Annotated in this window: 20 protein-coding genes; 12 read left to right on the top strand and 8 right to left on the bottom strand. The window is 63.9% G+C overall.

Features of this window, described 5'->3' with window-relative positions; all coding sequences use genetic code 11:
* Nucleotides 1–200 precede the first annotated feature (200 nt).
* From ACFPAH_RS23030 to ACFPAH_RS23010, 5 genes are all read right to left on the bottom strand, one after another.
* The gene (locus ACFPAH_RS23030; RefSeq protein ID WP_379749995.1) at nt 201–530 is read right to left on the bottom strand and encodes a YqjK family protein; all 330 of its coding nucleotides are present in this window, start codon (nt 528–530) and stop codon (nt 201–203) included.
* The gene (locus ACFPAH_RS23025; RefSeq protein WP_379750005.1) at nt 527–925 is read right to left on the bottom strand and encodes a phage holin family protein; all 399 of its coding nucleotides are present in this window, start codon (nt 923–925) and stop codon (nt 527–529) included. Before ACFPAH_RS23025 ends, ACFPAH_RS23030 begins: the two co-directional genes overlap by 4 nt.
* On the bottom strand, nt 925–1,239 hold the full coding sequence (locus tag ACFPAH_RS23020; protein WP_379749993.1) for a DUF883 family protein: 315 nt from the start codon (nt 1,237–1,239) through the stop codon (nt 925–927). The genes ACFPAH_RS23025 and ACFPAH_RS23020 overlap by 1 nt, the downstream gene beginning before the upstream one ends.
* 72 nt (nt 1,240–1,311) lie before the next feature.
* Nucleotides 1,312–2,166: a 4-hydroxybenzoate octaprenyltransferase gene (ubiA, locus tag ACFPAH_RS23015; RefSeq protein WP_379749991.1), complete on the bottom strand. Its 855-nt coding sequence runs from the start codon at nt 2,164–2,166 to the stop codon at nt 1,312–1,314.
* Nucleotides 2,167–2,374: 208 nt separating this feature from the next.
* Nucleotides 2,375–3,316, bottom strand: coding sequence for a hydrogen peroxide-inducible genes activator (locus ACFPAH_RS23010; RefSeq protein ID WP_379749989.1), 942 nt, complete (start codon nt 3,314–3,316; stop codon nt 2,375–2,377).
* A 196-nt stretch (nt 3,317–3,512) separates the two neighbouring features.
* Here ACFPAH_RS23010 and ACFPAH_RS23005 point away from each other — a divergent pair, with 196 nt between their 5' ends.
* From ACFPAH_RS23005 to ACFPAH_RS22985, 5 genes are all read left to right on the top strand, one after another.
* The gene (locus tag ACFPAH_RS23005) at nt 3,513–4,700 is read left to right on the top strand and encodes a PilT/PilU family type 4a pilus ATPase (protein WP_379749987.1); all 1,188 of its coding nucleotides are present in this window, start codon (nt 3,513–3,515) and stop codon (nt 4,698–4,700) included.
* 6 nt (nt 4,701–4,706) lie between these two features.
* Nucleotides 4,707–5,180 (top strand): D-glycero-beta-D-manno-heptose 1-phosphate adenylyltransferase, encoded by a 474-nt coding sequence (gene rfaE2 / locus ACFPAH_RS23000; protein ID WP_379749985.1) that lies wholly within the window; start codon nt 4,707–4,709, stop codon nt 5,178–5,180.
* Nucleotides 5,181–5,192: 12 nt separating this feature from the next.
* Complete coding sequence (locus tag ACFPAH_RS22995; protein WP_379749983.1) at nt 5,193–5,894, top strand: YjjG family noncanonical pyrimidine nucleotidase; 702 nt, start codon at nt 5,193–5,195, stop codon at nt 5,892–5,894.
* 25 nt (nt 5,895–5,919) lie between these two features.
* A complete protein-coding gene (locus ACFPAH_RS22990) occupies nt 5,920–6,684 on the top strand; it encodes an alpha/beta hydrolase (protein ID WP_379749981.1) in 765 nt (254 codons plus the stop codon).
* An 80-nt stretch (nt 6,685–6,764) separates the two neighbouring features.
* Nucleotides 6,765–7,946 (top strand): 2OG-Fe(II) oxygenase, encoded by a 1,182-nt coding sequence (locus tag ACFPAH_RS22985; RefSeq protein ID WP_379749979.1) that lies wholly within the window; start codon nt 6,765–6,767, stop codon nt 7,944–7,946.
* Here ACFPAH_RS22985 and trmL read toward each other — a convergent pair.
* Both trmL and ACFPAH_RS22975 read right to left on the bottom strand, forming a co-directional pair.
* Nucleotides 7,943–8,413: a tRNA (uridine(34)/cytosine(34)/5-carboxymethylaminomethyluridine(34)-2'-O)-methyltransferase TrmL gene (trmL, locus tag ACFPAH_RS22980; RefSeq protein WP_379749977.1), complete on the bottom strand. Its 471-nt coding sequence runs from the start codon at nt 8,411–8,413 to the stop codon at nt 7,943–7,945. The genes ACFPAH_RS22985 and trmL overlap by 4 nt on opposite strands.
* Before the next feature lie 26 nt (nt 8,414–8,439).
* Nucleotides 8,440–9,183 (bottom strand): phosphoribosyltransferase family protein, encoded by a 744-nt coding sequence (locus ACFPAH_RS22975; protein ID WP_379749975.1) that lies wholly within the window; start codon nt 9,181–9,183, stop codon nt 8,440–8,442.
* An 89-nt stretch (nt 9,184–9,272) separates the two neighbouring features.
* Between ACFPAH_RS22975 and ACFPAH_RS22970 the strand changes: the two genes are divergently transcribed.
* The 7 genes from ACFPAH_RS22970 to ACFPAH_RS22940 all read left to right on the top strand — a co-directional run bounded on the left by ACFPAH_RS22970 (nt 9,273) and on the right by ACFPAH_RS22940 (nt 15,417).
* Nucleotides 9,273–10,163: a methyltransferase domain-containing protein gene (locus tag ACFPAH_RS22970; RefSeq protein ID WP_379749973.1), complete on the top strand. Its 891-nt coding sequence runs from the start codon at nt 9,273–9,275 to the stop codon at nt 10,161–10,163.
* A gap of 612 nt (nt 10,164–10,775) precedes the next feature.
* Complete coding sequence (gene coxB, locus ACFPAH_RS22965; RefSeq protein ID WP_379749971.1) at nt 10,776–11,963, top strand: cytochrome c oxidase subunit II; 1,188 nt, start codon at nt 10,776–10,778, stop codon at nt 11,961–11,963.
* Between the two features lie 23 nt (nt 11,964–11,986).
* Nucleotides 11,987–13,588 (top strand): cytochrome c oxidase subunit I, encoded by a 1,602-nt coding sequence (gene ctaD, locus ACFPAH_RS22960; protein WP_379749969.1) that lies wholly within the window; start codon nt 11,987–11,989, stop codon nt 13,586–13,588.
* Nucleotides 13,588–13,704 carry a cytochrome oxidase small assembly protein gene (locus tag ACFPAH_RS22955; RefSeq protein WP_379749967.1) on the top strand — a complete coding sequence of 39 codons (117 nt, stop codon included), beginning with the start codon at nt 13,588–13,590 and terminating at the stop codon, nt 13,702–13,704. The genes ctaD and ACFPAH_RS22955 overlap by 1 nt, the downstream gene beginning before the upstream one ends.
* A 1-nt stretch (nt 13,705) precedes the next feature.
* A complete protein-coding gene (locus ACFPAH_RS22950) occupies nt 13,706–14,260 on the top strand; it encodes a cytochrome c oxidase assembly protein (RefSeq protein WP_379749965.1) in 555 nt (184 codons plus the stop codon).
* On the top strand, nt 14,260–14,481 hold the full coding sequence (locus ACFPAH_RS22945; protein WP_379749963.1) for a DUF2970 domain-containing protein: 222 nt from the start codon (nt 14,260–14,262) through the stop codon (nt 14,479–14,481). The genes ACFPAH_RS22950 and ACFPAH_RS22945 overlap by 1 nt, the downstream gene beginning before the upstream one ends.
* A 78-nt stretch (nt 14,482–14,559) precedes the next feature.
* Complete coding sequence (locus ACFPAH_RS22940; RefSeq protein WP_379749961.1) at nt 14,560–15,417, top strand: cytochrome c oxidase subunit 3; 858 nt, start codon at nt 14,560–14,562, stop codon at nt 15,415–15,417.
* A gap of 73 nt (nt 15,418–15,490) precedes the next feature.
* Here the strand turns inward: ACFPAH_RS22940 and ACFPAH_RS22935 are convergent, their stop codons facing one another.
* Nucleotides 15,491–15,691: a twin transmembrane helix small protein gene (locus ACFPAH_RS22935; RefSeq protein WP_379749959.1), complete on the bottom strand. Its 201-nt coding sequence runs from the start codon at nt 15,689–15,691 to the stop codon at nt 15,491–15,493.
* Between the last annotated feature and the right edge of the window lie 51 nt (nt 15,692–15,742).

The raw sequence follows: 15,742 nt of genomic DNA, 5'->3' as shown, positions 1-15,742 counted from the left end.
GCAGTGCAATGATCATAAAAGGTGTTACCTATGTCCCTAGCCAAGTGTTTAGGATGTCCCTGTGCTGAACAGAGAGCCCACCCTACGCCAGCGCGCGTGCTAACGACAGGTTCAGATCCACAGGCTGACGCATCGGTAGGGTGGGCACTCTGTGCCCACGCGGTACGACCTCAAGCCAGGCCGCGATCCGGACCGGCGACTTACTCCAGGTGCCCGCCCAGGCGCGCCCGCACCAGCGGCAGCACCCGCTGCACCGACGGCCACGCATTCTGCGCGATCTTCCAGGCCGACATCCCGCCCGCCGCCAGGGTCAGCAGCCACTTCGGGCGCGCGATCAACAGGCCTGCCGCCAGGCCCGCTCCGGCCAGCACCGATTTTCGATGCTCGAGAAGAAAACCGCCGGCGCCGCCGATCCGTTCGGCCGGGGCCTTGAGCGCATTCAGGTGATCGGCCAGGTCGCCGCGTTGCGCGGCGCATTCGGCTACCAGGTGCGCGCGGCGCACGGCCAGGGGCGTGTGTTCGCTATTCATGGATGTCTCCCGCTCGCGGACCCCGCTTGCGCTCCCGTGCCCTTGATGAAGGCAATGTCCTTGTCCAGCTCGGCGCGCGTGGCCGCCAGCATCGGTCCGCGCGCGGCAAATCCGGCGCGCACCTTGAGCAGGAGCGCGGCGGCAGCCAGCGCAAAAACGCCCGCCATGCCGCCGACCGCGAGCAGCCGGTGCGAGTCCCAGAACAGCAGGATGACGAACAGCGCCGCCAGCACCAGGGCGAAGGCAGCAAGGAAGGCGGCCAGCAGGGTCCAGGCGGCAAAGCCCAGCAGCGAGCGCGCTTCCTCCTGCACCTCGACGGCGGCCAGCTCCAGGCGGGTGCGGGTCATGGCGACGAGCGTCGCCCCGATCCGGCCGGCCGTCTCGAGCAAGGCCATCAACGACGGTTGATCAGCATGCCCAGCACGACGCCGACCGCGGCGCCGATGCCGACCGCTTTCCACGGATTCTCTTTCACGTACACATCGGTTGCCTTGGCGGCAGCCTTCGATTTTTCCACGACTTCCAGGTTGACGAGGCCTTCCTTGGCGTTCGTGATGGCGCTCTCGAACTTGGCCTTGGCGGCTTTCAGTTCGTCGCCGGTCAGGGTGCTGCCATGGCGCAGCCATGCCTCGGCATCCTGGATCACGGTTTTCAGGTCGGCCAGCAGTTGATCGCGGGCGCCGGTCTGGGTCGGGATTTTTTCCATCATGGGAGAACCTCTTTCTGAAAATAGGGTGATGCCATCTCATGGAGGGCAACAGGACGTGCAATTCGGACAATATTATCCTAATGCATAGTCTAACGCGACACCGAGAAATAGTGCCGCACCCAACCAATTGTTGTGGCGAAATGCCGCAAAACAACGCATGCGGTCGCGGTCACGGATGAGGGTGTAGTGATACAGCGCCATGCCGGCCGCCACGACCACACCGCCGACGAACCACCAGCGCAGGCCCAGCACCCAGCCGCAGACCAGGTTGATCGCCAGCGCGGCGCCGTAGCACAGCATCACGGCGGCGACGTCGAAGCGGCCGAAAGTGATCGCCGAGGTGCGGATGCCGATCTTCAGGTCATCGTCACGGTCGACCATCGCGTATTCGGTGTCGTAGGCCACGGCCCAGAATACGTTGGCCGCCAGCAGCCACCAGGCGACGGCCGGCACCGCATTCTGGATGGCGGCGAAGGCCATCGGGATGCCGAAGCCGAAGGCGATGCCGAGATAGGCCTGGGGAATGGCGAAGAAGCGCTTGAAATAGGGATAGGTGCCGGCAACGATCACGGCCACCACGGAGAGCTGCTTGGTCAGCGTATTGAGCGGCAGGATCAGCAGGAAGGAAATGATGGACAGCACGGCGGCGACCATCAGCGCTTCCCATGCCTTGATGCGCCCGCTCGTCAGGGGTCGGTCGACGGTGCGCTTGACGTGGCGGTCGAAATCGCGGTCGGCGTAGTCGTTGATGGCGCAGCCGGCCGAGCGCATCAGCGCGGTGCCGACCACGAAGATCAGGATGATCGTCGGATCGGGCTGGCCGCCGGAAGCCATCCAGATCGCCCACAGCGTGGGCCAGAGCAGGAGGAGGATGCCGATCGGCTTGTCAGCGCGGACCAGCCGGAAGTAGAGCGCCAGCTTGTTCATGATTCGCTTCTTGTCTTGCAAGAATATTGTGGACAAGACAGCGATTTTAACGGGTATGCCGAACTGATGTGCGTAGGGTGGGCGGCTATGCCGCTCACGCGTTCAACCAGCCGGCGATTCGTCGCGAGGTTTCACGTGGTGGCTGAACGCGTGGGCGGCATTGAGGCAGCGGACACGCACCGGCCCGGGTGGAGCCGCCCACCCTACATCACGCCGCTTTTTCCAGCGCCAGCATGTCGACCCCGGGCAAATCGCACTGCGCCACCGCATTGCACACCGCCTCGATCGCCGCGCGCCGCGTAAAGCTCTTGCGCCAGACGATCACCACGCGCCGCGACGGCGCCGGGCTTGAAAAGGGCACGAAGGACAGCAGGCCGTTCGGATCGTCCATGTCGCGCACCGAGGCGCGCGGCAGGACGGTCACGCCGATCCCGCTGGCGACCATGTGGCGGATCGTTTCCAGCGACGAGCCTTCGAAGGTGCGCTGCATGCCATTGCCCGGCGACGAGAAGCGCGCCATTTCCGGACAGACTTCGAGCACCTGGTCGCGGAAGCAGTGGCCGCTGCCGAGCAGCAGCATGGTTTCCGCCTTCAGGTCGTCGGCGGGAATGTCGCGCCGCTTGGCCCAGGGATGGGATTTCGGCACCGCCACGACGAAGGGCTCGTCGTACAGGGTTTGCATCAGCATGCCGTGGTCGGGCAGGGGCAGGGCCATGATGGCCGCGTCGAGCTCGCCCTGGCGCAGCAGTTCCAGCAGTTTGACGGTGAAATTTTCCTGCAACACGAGCGGCATCTGCGGCACGTTGTCGATCAGGTTTTTCACCAGCGGCGGCAGCAGGTAGGGGCCGATGGTATAGATCACGCCCAGGCGCAGCGGGCCCGCCAGCGGGTCCTTGTTCTGCTTGGCCAGTTCCTTGATTGCCGCGGTCTGTTCCAGCACGCGCTCGGCTTGCGCCACGATCTGCGCGCCGACCGGCGTGACCGACACCTCGGAGCCGCCGCGCTCGAACAGGGTGACCCCCAGCTCGTCTTCGAGCTTCTTGATGGCGACCGACAGGGTGGGTTGCGCAACAAAACACGATTCGGCGGCGTGGCCAAAGTGTTTGGCGCGGGCGACGGCGACGATGTATTTCAGCTCGGTGAGTGTCATAGGCGTATGGTCAGTCGAATTGCAAGGATGCAATACTCAGTGTGCACAGGCTGCCGCCACGGTCCCGGCGTGGGCTGCCGAGAAAACTATTTTACCGGGAATCTTAGTCGATATAATTGCCGGGCGGGGGATATCGTTTAGTGCTCCTACCCAATATTCTCCCGATCTTGGTCCCGCAACGTCCAGAAAGACACCCATGTCCACTTCCTTCGGCCCGGCCGACGCCCTGGCCTATATCCAGAAGCTGCTCACCGTCATGCACCAGCAGGGCGGTTCGGACCTCTTCATTTCCGCCGACTTCCCGCCGAGCATGAAGCACCAGGGCGCGATGAAACCGATGAGCCAGCAGCGCCTGACCGGCGAAGTCACGCGCGCGCTCGCGCTGTCGCTGATGAACGAGCGCCAGCGCGCCGAGTTCGAAGCCGAGATGGAGTGCAATTTCGCGATCTCCCTGCCGAACGTCTGCCGCTTCCGCGTCAACGTCTTCGTGCAGCAGCAAAGCGTAGGCATGGTGGTGCGCACGATCGCTTCCGAAATCCCGAATTTCGAGAAGCTCGAACTGCCCGAGGTGCTGAAGGACGTGGTCATGACCAAGCGCGGCCTGGTGCTCGTCGTCGGCGGCACCGGTTCCGGCAAGTCGACCACGCTGGCGGCCATGATCGACTACCGCAACAGCCATTCGGCCGGCCACATCATCACGGTCGAAGACCCGGTCGAATACGTCCACAAGAACAAGAATTGCCTGGTGACGCACCGCGAAGTCGGCGTCGACACCCATTCCTGGCACAACGCCCTGAAAAACACGCTGCGCCAGGCGCCGGACGTGATCCTGATCGGAGAAATCCGCGACACCGAAACGATGGAGCACGCGATCGCCTTCGCCGAAACCGGCCACCTGTGCCTGGGCACGCTGCACGCCAACAATGCCAACCAGACGATGGACCGCATCATCAACTTCTTCCCGGAAGAGCGGCGCAACCAGCTGCTCATGGATTTATCGGCCAACCTGCGCGCGATCGTCTCGCAGCGCCTGGTGCGTACCGAGGACGGCAAGGGCCGCAAGGCGGCCATCGAAATCCTGCTGAATACGCCGACCATCGGCGAAATGATCCTGAAAGGGAACTTCCACAGCATCAAGGAGATCATGCACAAGTCGCGCGAGCTGGGCATGTGCACCTTCGACCAGGCGCTGTACGAGCTCTACAACAAAGGCTACATCAGCTACGACGAAGCGATCCGCAATGCCGACTCGGCCAACGGCCTGCGCCTGCAGATCAAGCTGTCGGGCGACCGCCGCGAAGCCGAGGAGGGCGGCGCCGCCAAGCCGGCCGCGCTGTCGATGATGCTGGAAGAAGAACCCGAAGATCCTGCCACACCAACCTGATTCCCTATGCCACATTTTGAAAACAAGATCTGCTCGCGCGCCGAGCTCAAGGCGCGCGTCGCCGCCCTCCCGAAACCGGTCGTGCTGACCAACGGCGTCTTCGACATCCTGCACCGCGGCCACGTCACCTACCTGGCCCAGGCGCGCGAACTCGGCGCCTCCCTGGTCGTGGCCGCGAATACCGACGCGTCGGTAAAACGGCTGGGCAAGGGCGACGACCGGCCCCTGAACACGCTCAATGACCGCATGGCGGTGCTGGCGGCGCTCGAATCGGTCAGCCTGGTGGTGGAGTTCGACGAGGACACGGCGCTCGAGACCGTGCTCGAAGCGCGGCCCGAGATCTATGCCAAGGGCGGCGACTACCAGATGGATGCGATTCCGGAAGGGCAGGCCGTGCTCGCCTACGGAGGCAGGGCGGTGGCGATCGATTTCGAGCACGACCGCTCGACCACCAAGCTGGTTGCGCGTATCCGCGGCTGAGCGCGCAACACGATGAAATACAGCCTTTTTCTATTCGACCTGGACGACACCCTGCTCGACTTCCGGGCCTCCGAACACCTGTCGTTCGAGCGCACCATGCGCGCCCTCGGGCTCGCTGCGCTGCCCGATGGGCTGTTCACCCGCTACCAGGCCATCAACATCGGATTATGGAAGGCCTTCGAGCAAGGCGCCGTCTCCAAGGATTTTCTGAAGGTTGAACGTTTCCGCCTTAGCTTTGCCGAGGAAGGTCTCGCGCTCGACCCCGAGGCGGCCAGCCGCCTGTACCTCGAATCGCTGGCCGACACCGTGGTGCTGGTCGAGGGCGCCGTCCAGCTGTGCGAGAGCCTGGCCGCCATCGGCGAAGTCGGCGTCATCACGAATGGCGTCGAACACATCCAGCACCGCCGCATTGCCGCGTCCAGCCTGCAGCCGTATGTGTCCTTCGTCGCCACCTCCGAGGCCAGCGGCTACGCCAAGCCGGACAGCCGCTTCTTCGACTACACGGTCAGGATGGCCCGCCACTTCGCGCACGCGCAAACGGTCATCGTCGGCGACCGCCTGGACGCCGACATCCTCGGCGCGAACCGCTTCGGCATCGACAGCTGCTGGTTCAATCCGCACGGCGTCGCCAACAATACGTCGGCGCTGCCGACCTTTGAGGTGGCGCGCCTGGAGGAGGTGATCCCGGCGCTGCGCGGCTTGCAGGTGGCTTGACCACGTTGTAAACGGGAGCCGGCACATGCTCAAGACCATCGGTATCGTGCTGCTCCTCGGCCTTGCCGTGTATGCCGCCGCCTGCATCGCGCTGTTCGCCTTCCAGCGCTCCTTTATTTATTTTCCTCCCGCGAGCCCGGCCTTGCGGGCGCCGACGACCTCGACCCTGGCCGTCCCGGGCGCCCTCGTACAGGTGTCCGAGCGGCCGCGGCAAGGGAACAAGGCCGTCATCTATTTCGGCGGCAATGCCGAAGACGTGACGATGAGCCTGCCGCTGCTGGACAGCGCCTTTCCCGAGCGCGCCCTTTACCTGATGCATTACCGCGGCTACGCGGGCAGTTCCGGCAAGCCGACGGAGCAGGCGCTGGTGACCGATGCGCTGGCGCTGTTCGACCGCGTCCACGCCGAACACGGCGACATCCTCGTCATCGGGCGCAGCCTCGGAAGCGGGGTGGCGGTGCAGGTGGCGGCGGCGCGGCCGGTCAGTCGGCTGGTGCTGGTCACGCCCTTCGACAGCCTGGGCGAGCTGGCCGCCCGCCAGTTCCCGTTTTTCCCGGTGTCGTGGCTGCTGACGGACAAGTATGAGTCGGGGAAATACGCGGCCCAGGTCAAGGCGCCGACCCTCATCCTTGCGGCGGAACACGACGAGATCATTCCGGCGCGCAGTACGCAGTTGCTGTTTTCACGTTTTCCCGATGCGAGGGCGACGATGAAGGTGATTCCGGGAGCCGGACACAACTCGATTTCCGACAGCGCAGCGTATGTTTCATCTATGCGATCGGCAAACTGAGGCACGCAATTCGTTTTTTCGAAGGCACCTCGGTTTCCCTTGGAAGAGTTCGCTAGACTTGTCAATACACAAACAACTCCATGGGCCGAATCATGTGGCTGGCTGGCGATCCGATTCCGGAATTCGTGGCGCGTGCCGCGAGTAATCCCAGGTATGTGTTCAATACCGCCGCCGGACGCTATCTCGTCCTCAGTTTCCTCGGCAGTGGAGCCCACGAGAGCACCCAACAGGTGGTACGGTATATCGAGGAGCGCCGTGCCCTCTTCGATGACATGCATGTCAGCTTTTTCGGCGTCTCGATCGACCCGAACGACGAACAGGGCGGTCTCTTGCGCACCATGATTCCTGGAATCCGCTATTTCTGGGATATCGACCAGGCGATCAGCAAGCAGTTCGCGGCAATCGCGACCGACGAGGCTTCCCGAACCCTGTACCGGCCGTTTACGCTGGTGCTCGATCCGATGCAGCGCGTGATGGCGAACATCGCGCTCATCCCCGCCGAGCAGCACAACCGTGCGCTGGGGGAGGTCCTCGACCGGCTTCCTCCGGTTGCGGAACACGCCGGTACCGCCTTGGTTGCGCCTGTGTTGATCCTGCCCCGTGTTTTCGAGGACGAACTCTGCCGCGAACTGATTTCCCTGTATCAGCAATACGGTGGCGCCGAATCGGGCTTCATGCGCGAGGTGAACGGCAAGACGGTGGAAGTGCGGGAACGGAGTTTCAAGCGCCGCGACGATTTCGAGTTCGACCGGCGTCCCGAGCTGGCGCCCCTCAGGGAAGCAATCCAGGTGCGGATCCGGCGCCGTGTCCTGCCCGAGATCAAGCGTGCCTTCCAGTTCGAGGTGACCCGCATGGAGCGCTATCTTGTTGCCCGATACGATGGCGCCAGCGGAGGCTTTTTTCGGCCGCACCGGGACAATACCACCCTCGGTACCGCACACCGGCGCTTCGCGTGCACGATCAACCTGAATCCGGAAGCGTACTCAGGTGGCGATTTGCGCTTCCCCGAATTCGGGCCGCGCACCTACCGCGCGCCGACCGGCGGAGCGGTCGTTTTCTCGTGCGCAATGCTGCACGAGGCAACGCCAGTGTCGGCTGGGGTACGGTATGCGTTCTTGCCGTTTTTTTATGATGAACATGCCGCCCGCCAGCGGGAACAGAACGCGCATTCGTTGACGGGCCAGGTTTTTGATCGCGCGAAAGGCGAAGACGAATATGCACTGCTGGCGAAGGATGGCCCGGCGCCGGCGGGTGCGCGTTAAGCGCCGCCTGCGTACCCGTTCTGGCGCCAGGCCTCGTACACCACCACCGCCACCGTATTCGACAGGTTCAGGCTGCGGTTGTCCGGCATCATCGGCAAGCGGATGCGCTGGCTTGGTGGAAAACTTTCGCGCAAGGCCGGATCGAGCCCGCGCGATTCGGCCCCGAACACGAATACGTCGCCCGGCTTGAAGGCGGCGTCGGCGAAGGGCGATGAACCGTGCGTGGTCAGCGCGAACATGCGCGATGGGTCGGGTTGGGCGTCCGCCAGGAAGGCGTCCCAGTCCTTGTGCACCTTCATCGTCGCGTAGTCGTGGTAATCGAGGCCGGCGCGGCGCATCTTGGCGTCGTCCAGGGGAAAGCCGAGCGGCTCGATCAGGTGCAACTGGACGCCGGTGTTGGCGCACAGGCGGATGACGTTGCCCGTGTTGGGCGGGATTTCGGGTTCGACCAGGACGACGTGAAACAAGCAATTCTCCTCAATAATCATTAGGGTCACGGTAGCGTGCGCGCGAATACCAGGTTCGAGACGCGTGCCGCGCCGGCCGCCTTCAGCGTGGCTGCCAGTTCGTTCAAGGTGTGGCCGCTGGTCATGACGTCGTCGACGACGCCGACATGGCGGCCCTGCACCAGATGCGCCGTTGCCGAAGGCACGTCGAAGGCGCCGCGGATGTTGGCGGCGCGCTCGCGCGGCGACACGCCGGACTGCGCCGCCGTCTCGAGCACGCGCGCCGCCAGGCGCGGCTGCAATTTGACGCCGAGGGCGTTGGCCAGCGGCCGGGCGATCTCGAGCGCCTGGTTGAAGCCGCGCTCGACCAGGCGGCGCGGCCCCAGCGGGACCGGGCACAGCACATCGGGCAGCGTCCAGCCGCCCTGCGCCAGGATGGCCTCGTGCAGCGCTTCGGCGAACCAGGGCGCCAGCGGCAGCCGGGCGCCGAATTTCAGGCCCAGCACCAGGGCGTCGAGCGGCGCGGCGTAATCGACGGCGGCCAGCGTCGCGTCGAATGCGGGTGGCGCGGCCAGGCAGGCGCCGCAGCGTTGCCTGGCGCCAGCGCCCGGCCCGAGCGGATTGGCGCAGCAGGCGCAGCGCAAGCCGCGCGGCGCCGCATAACGCGAGCGGCAATCGCCGCAGACCACCTGGGCAGCCAGGTCACCGCACAGCGCGCAGGAACAGGGCAGCAGGCCGTGCAGCAGTGCCCGCGGCCAGCGCATCGCCCATCGTTCCAGGTGCCCGGCCATCGGCTCGCATCCCTACAAACATGTACACTCCCGCCATTATCTCATTTGAACGTAACAGAATTATGGCTTCTCCCTCGTCCCCATCGAAAATGAGCGCACCGATTGACCAGCAGCGCGTGCGCGCGTTGTTTGCGGAACCGGCGCGCGTGGCCCGGAGCGACTTCCTGCGCCGCGAGATCGCCGAACGCATGCACGAGCGGCTGAGCCTGGTGAAAATCGTGCCGCAGCGGGTGCTCGATGCCGGCTGCGGCGGCGGCGCCGACCTCGCGACCTTGCAGAAGAGTTATCCGGCGGCCCAGATCGTCGGGCTCGATGCATCGAGCGCGATGCTGGCCGCCGCGAAAACCCCGGCGCCTGCCATGCGCTCGCTCAACCAGATGCTCAGCCGCCTGATGCCGGCCAAGGCCGGCGTCGATCTCCTGTGCGGTGACTTCGGCAGGCTGCCGTTCGGGCCGAACTCGATCGATCTGGTGTGGTCGAACCTGGCGCTGCACTGGCATCCCCAGCCGGACCGCGTGTTCGCCGAATGGCGCCGCGTGCTGCGCGTCGATGGCCTGCTGATGTTCTCGAATTTCGGTCCCGATACCTTCAAGGAGTTGCGCGCGGCCTTTGCCCAGATCGACGAAAGCCCGCATACCTTGCCCTTTGTCGACATGCACGACTTTGGCGACCAATTGGTGGAGGCGGGCTTCTCGACGCCGGTCATGGATGCCGAGCGCATCACCGTCACCTACGCCACGGTCGAGGCGCTGCTGGCAGACGTCCGGGCAATCGGCGGCAATCCGCTGTCGACGCGCCGCCGCGGGCTGATCGGGCGCGCAGCCTGGCAGCGGATGGTCGACGCGCTGGAGGCGGGCAGGGGTGCCGACGGCAAGATCGGTCTCAGCTTCGAGGTCATCTATGGCCACGCCTTCCGTCCGGTCCCGAAGACGACGGCGGCCGGCGAATCGATCGTGCGATTCCAGCCCCGCAAGCCGTAGGGTGGTCGGCTCCACCTTGGACGATGCACATACGCTGCACATGCGCCGCCCACGCGTTCAACCCGAGCCCGCACAAAGGCGAAGTCACAAGAAGCCGGGTTGAAAGTACAGGCACCACCGACAGTCACCCACAGGGGGCTTGCGCCGTCCGGCGCACCCTACGATACTACGGTAGTTCGGGTGACGCGCCCGTCATCGCCGCGCCGTGCCGGGAAACGGAACGGCCTAGCACGGATGATTCGCGCGGGCAAGACCCGTACGGCAACAGTCGATGCCCTCGTGTACAAGCCGGCGCGGCCGTGACAAGAATTTTCCTTGAATAAAAATTAGCGATTTGAGTATAATCAATGACTATTTTTTCGCCCGTAATGCCTTTAAGGCTGCAAAAACAGGCAAAACGGTTGGATAAATAGAAAATTGCATTAGCAGCATCAGCAAGTTTCGCGCTCCATCAGTGTGTTAGCAGTTGCTGGTGGGCGCCTACTCCCGTAGCGCGTCCACACGCCGCGCCGCGGGAGCCATGCTTGCATTGGTTTCGGAGCGGCGGCGGTTCGTTCATGGAATTGCTGACCGTTTAAAAATATTCTTATATTTGGTGGTTGGGGACAATTCATGACATATGCAAAGCGACTTCACGCCTTGATGCTCGGCCTCGCGGTATCGGCCAGTATCCCGGCACTGGCAGCCCCGGAAATCACGGGCCGGCCGGTGGAATACCAGTTAAACATGCAAACTCCGGTAACTGGCGTCGGCGCGGACATCTACAGCTTGCACAACCTGATGATGATCATCTGCCTGGTCATCTTCGTCGCCGTCTTCGGCGTCATGTTCTATTCGGTGCTCAAGCACCGCAAATCCCTCGGCCACAAGCCGGCCACCTTCCACGAATCGACCTTTGTCGAGATCGCCTGGACGGTCGTGCCCTTCCTGATCGTCATCGGCATGGCCCTGCCTGCCACCAAGACCGTCATCGCGCTGAAAGACACCTCGAACGCCGATTTGACCATCAAGGCCACCGGCATGCAGTGGAAATGGGGCTACGACTACCTGCAGGGCGAAGGCGAAGGCATCAGCTTCCTGTCGAACCTGGCCACGCCGCGCGCCCAGATCGGCGAGCCGGGCATGCCGGCCACCGAAGCGCGCAGCGAAAACTACCTGCTCGAAGTCGATAACGAAATGGTGGTCCCGGTCGGCAAGAAGATCCGCATGGTGTTCACCGCCAATGACGTGATCCACGCCTGGACCATTCCGGCCTTTGCCATCAAGCAGGATGCGATTCCGGGCTTCGTGCGCGACGGCTGGTTCAAGGCCGACAAGATCGGTGTCTACCGCGGCAACTGCGTCGAGCTGTGCGGCAAGGACCACGCCTTCATGCCGATCGTGGTGCGCGTCGTATCAAACGAGGATTACACTGCCTGGGTTGCCGGCGAGAAGAAAAAGATGGCCGCGCTGGCGGACGACCCGAACAAGGTCTGGACCATCGACGAACTGAAAACCCGTGGCGAGCAGGTGTACGCCGCCAACTGCGTGGCCTGCCACCAGGCCAACGGCAAGGGCGTGCCGAACGCCTTCGCGCCGCTCGACGGCTCGCCAGTGGTCAACGGCGCCAAGGCGCACCAGATCGACGTCCTGCTGCACGGCCAGGATACGCCGGCCTACCCCTCGGCCATGCCGGGCTGGAAGCAGCTGTCGGACACCGAGATCGCCGCCGTCATCACCTATACCCGCAACACCTGGTCGAACAAGGCTGCGGAAAACATCGTTCAACCGGCCGAGGTACTGGCTGCACGTAGCAAGTAACAGCGTTTTTCCAGGATACTGACATGACTACCAGCACTCTCGACCATACCCACGACGACCATCACGGGCACGACCACGCGCACGACATGCCCACCGGCGCCCGCCGCTGGCTGTTCGCCACCAACCACAAGGACATCGGCACCCTGTACCTGTGGTTCTCGTTCATCATGCTGCTCTCGGGCGGCGTGCTGGCGCTGATGATCCGCACCGAGCTGTTCCAGCCCGGCCTGCAGTTCTTCCGTCCCGAGTTCTTCAACCAGCTGACCACCATGCACGGCCTGATCATGGTGTTCGGCGCGATCATGCCGGCCTTCGTCGGCTTCGCCAACTGGATGATCCCGCTGCAGGTGGGGGCGTCCGACATGGCCTTCGCGCGCATGAACAACTTCTCGTTCTGGCTGCTGCCGCCGGCGGCGATCCTGCTGGCCGCGTCCTTCTTCTCGCCGGGCGGAGCGACCGCGGCGGGTTGGACTTTATATGCGCCGCTGTCGACCCAGATGGGGCCGGGCATGGACATGGCGATTTTCGCGATGCACATCATGGGCGCCTCGTCGATCATGGGTTCGATCAACATCATCGTCACCGTCCTGAACATGCGCGCGCCCGGCATGACCTTGATGAAGATGCCGATGTTCTGCTGGACCTGGCTGATCACCGCCTTCCTGCTGATCGCCGTGATGCCGGTGCTCGCGGGCGCCATCACCATGACCCTGACCGACCGCCACTTCGGCACCTCGTTCTTCAACGCCGCCGGCGGCGGCGACCCGGTCATGTACCAGCACATCTTCTGGTTCTTCGGCCACCCCGAGGTCTACATCATGATCCTGCCGGCCTTCGGCATCGTCTCGCAGATCATCCCGGCCTTTGCCCGTAAACCCTTGTTCGGCTATGCCTCGATGGTCTACGCGACCGCTTCGATCGCCGTGCTGTCCTTCATCGTCTGGGCGCACCACATGTTCACCACCGGCATGCCGGTGACCTCGCAGCTGTTCTTCATGTACGCCACCATGCTGATCGCGGTGCCGACCGGCGTGAAGGTGTTCAACTGGGTCGCCACGATGTGGAAGGGCTCGATGACGTTCGAGACGCCGATGCTGTTCGCGGTCGGCTTCATCTTCGTGTTCACGATGGGCGGCTTCACCGGCCTGATCCTGGCCGTGACCCCGATCGACATCCAGGTCCACGACACCTATTACGTGGTGGCCCACTTCCACTACGTGCTGGTCGCCGGCTCGCTGTTCGCGCTGTTCGCCGGCTTCTACTACTGGGCGCCGAAGTGGACCGGCCACATGTATCCGGAAGGCCGCGGCAAGATGCACTTCTGGCTGTCCCTGATCACGTTCAACATCACCTTCTTCCCGATGCACTTCCTCGGGCTGGCCGGCATGCCGCGCCGCTACGCCGACTATGCGGTGCAGTTCACCGACTTCAACATGATCGTGTCGATCGGCGCCTTCGGCTTCGGCCTGTCGCAGGTCTACTTCCTGTTCGCAGTCGTGCTGCCGACCATCCGCGGTGGCGAGAAAGCGGCGGCCAAGCCATGGGAAGGCGCGGAAGGCCTGGAGTGGACCGTACCGAGCCCGGCGCCGTTCCACACCTTCGAGAACCCGCCGCTGGTGAAGTAATGAACGCGCAAAAGAAGCCCGACACCCGTGCGGGCAACCGGAAAATTGCTTTGGTGCTGTGCCTGATCGCCGCGTTCTTCTTCGCGTCGGTCATCGTCAAGCGCCTCTGGATGTGACGTGAGCTACACCGCAAGCGAGCGCCTGCGCCTGAACCGCTCCACCCTCGGCAAGCTGGTGGTGGTGGCGGTGCTCATGTTCGGCTTCGGCTATGCGCTGGTGCCGGTCTACCGCCAGGTCTGCGAGGTGCTCGGCATCAACGTGCTGACCCAGCAGGACGGCACCGTCGAGCGCCCGGCGAACACCCAGGTCGACACCTCGCGCACGATCACCATCGAGCTCGACGGCAATTCGCAGGGCTCGTGGCGCTTCCGCCCGACCACGCGTTCGATCCAGGTGCATCCGGGCGAGCTGGCCACGGTCGTGTACGAGGTCGTCAACACCCAGCCGCGCGCGGTGAAGGCGCAGGCGATTCCGAGTTATGCGCCGCAGGCGGCGACGCCGTACTTCAAGAAGGTCGAGTGCTTCTGCTTCCGCGAGCAGACCATGAAGCCGAACGAGGCGCGCCAGATGCCGGTGGTATTCTTCATCGACCCCAAGCTGCCCAGGGAAGTCAAGACGATCACGTTGTCGTACACCTTCTTCGAAATCGGCGGCGCGGTGGCGGCGAACTGATGGCGGCCGCGGGCAAGCCCGGCGGGCAGCAGGCCAAGCGCTCGTTCTGGGCGACGCTGAAGGCCGTGTGCTGGTCCTTCTTCGGCCTGCGCCGGCGCAGCGACTACGAGCACGACGCCGAGCACCTGAACCCGGTGTACGTGATCGTCGCGGCGCTGCTCGGCTTGGCGATCTTCGTCGGCCTGCTGCTGTTCGTGGTGCGGCTGGCGGTGGCGCAGTAGGCAGGGCGGTGCAGCAGATGGACAAGTGTTATCAGCATTCCAATTGAACGCATTAGAAGAACGATCTAGGAGATGAAGATGAGTGTGTCAAAAACCGCGCCGCATTATTTCGTACCAGGCCCTTCCATGTGGCCGATGGCCGGCGGCATTTCGATGCTGGTGACGATGGTCGGTGCGTCCGCCTGGGTCAACAGCGCCTCCTGGGGGCCTGCCGTCTGCCTCGCCGGCATCGTCGCGATGCTGACCGTGCTGTATTTCTGGTTCGGCGACGCCATCGGCGAGTCGGAATCGGGGCAGTACAGCCGCCGCATCGATTCCTCCTACCGCTGGTCGATGAGCTGGTTCATCTTCTCGGAAGTGATGTTCTTCGCCGCCTTCTTCGGCGCGCTGTTCTATGCGCGCGCGATTTCAATGCCCTGGCTGGCCGACCTCGACCACAAGATCCTGTGGCCCGACTTTTCTGCGCAGTGGGGCAACACCGGCCCGGCCGGCGTGGTCGAAAGCTTCAATACCATGGGGCCGTTCCCGATCCCGACCATCAACACCGCGCTGCTGCTGCTGTCGGGCGTGACGCTGACGATCTCGCACCATTCGCTGCGCGCCGGCCACCGCCGCAACACGGCCATCTGGCTGTTCGCCACCATCCTGCTCGGTGCGGTCTTCATGGGCTTCCAGGTCTACGAATACATGCACGCCTACCGCGACCTGAACCTGAAGCTGACCTCGGGCATCTACGGTTCGACCTTCTTCATGCTGACCGGCTTCCACGGCTTCCACGTGACGATGGGCGCGATCATGTTGTCGGTGGTGCTGTACCGCGTGCTGCGCGGCCACTTTACGTCCGATAACCACTTCGGTTTCGAAGGCGCCGCCTGGTACTGGCACTTCGTCGACGTGGTCTGGCTGGGACTCTACGTGGTGGTGTACTGGCTGTAAGCGGCCGCGGCGCCGGTCGAGAGCGCGCTCTGCAGCGGGGACAGTCCACGCAAGTGGCTGTCCCCGTGTTACGTCAGCGGATGCCGGTCGGCTGGATCCAGCCCATCTTGTAGGACGCCAGCAGGAGCAGGAACAGGGTGATCGAAAGGCCGACGCGCATCGCCAGGGCCTGCACCGTGCGGTTGCTGCGGCCCTTGTCCTTCATCAGGAAGAACAGCGCCGAGCCCAGGCTCGCGATGATCAGGATGAAGGCGATGGCAACGAGGATTTTCATGGGCGGCCCGGCGGGTTCGAGGGTGGAGTTTCGGTAAGGGTTTTATTGTAA

It is taken from the genome of Massilia sp. GCM10023247, from assembly GCF_042653325.1.
In the GTDB taxonomy this organism is placed as follows: Bacteria; Pseudomonadota; Gammaproteobacteria; order Burkholderiales; family Burkholderiaceae_D; genus Telluria.
This window is presented reverse-complemented; position numbering and strand designations above follow the sequence as displayed.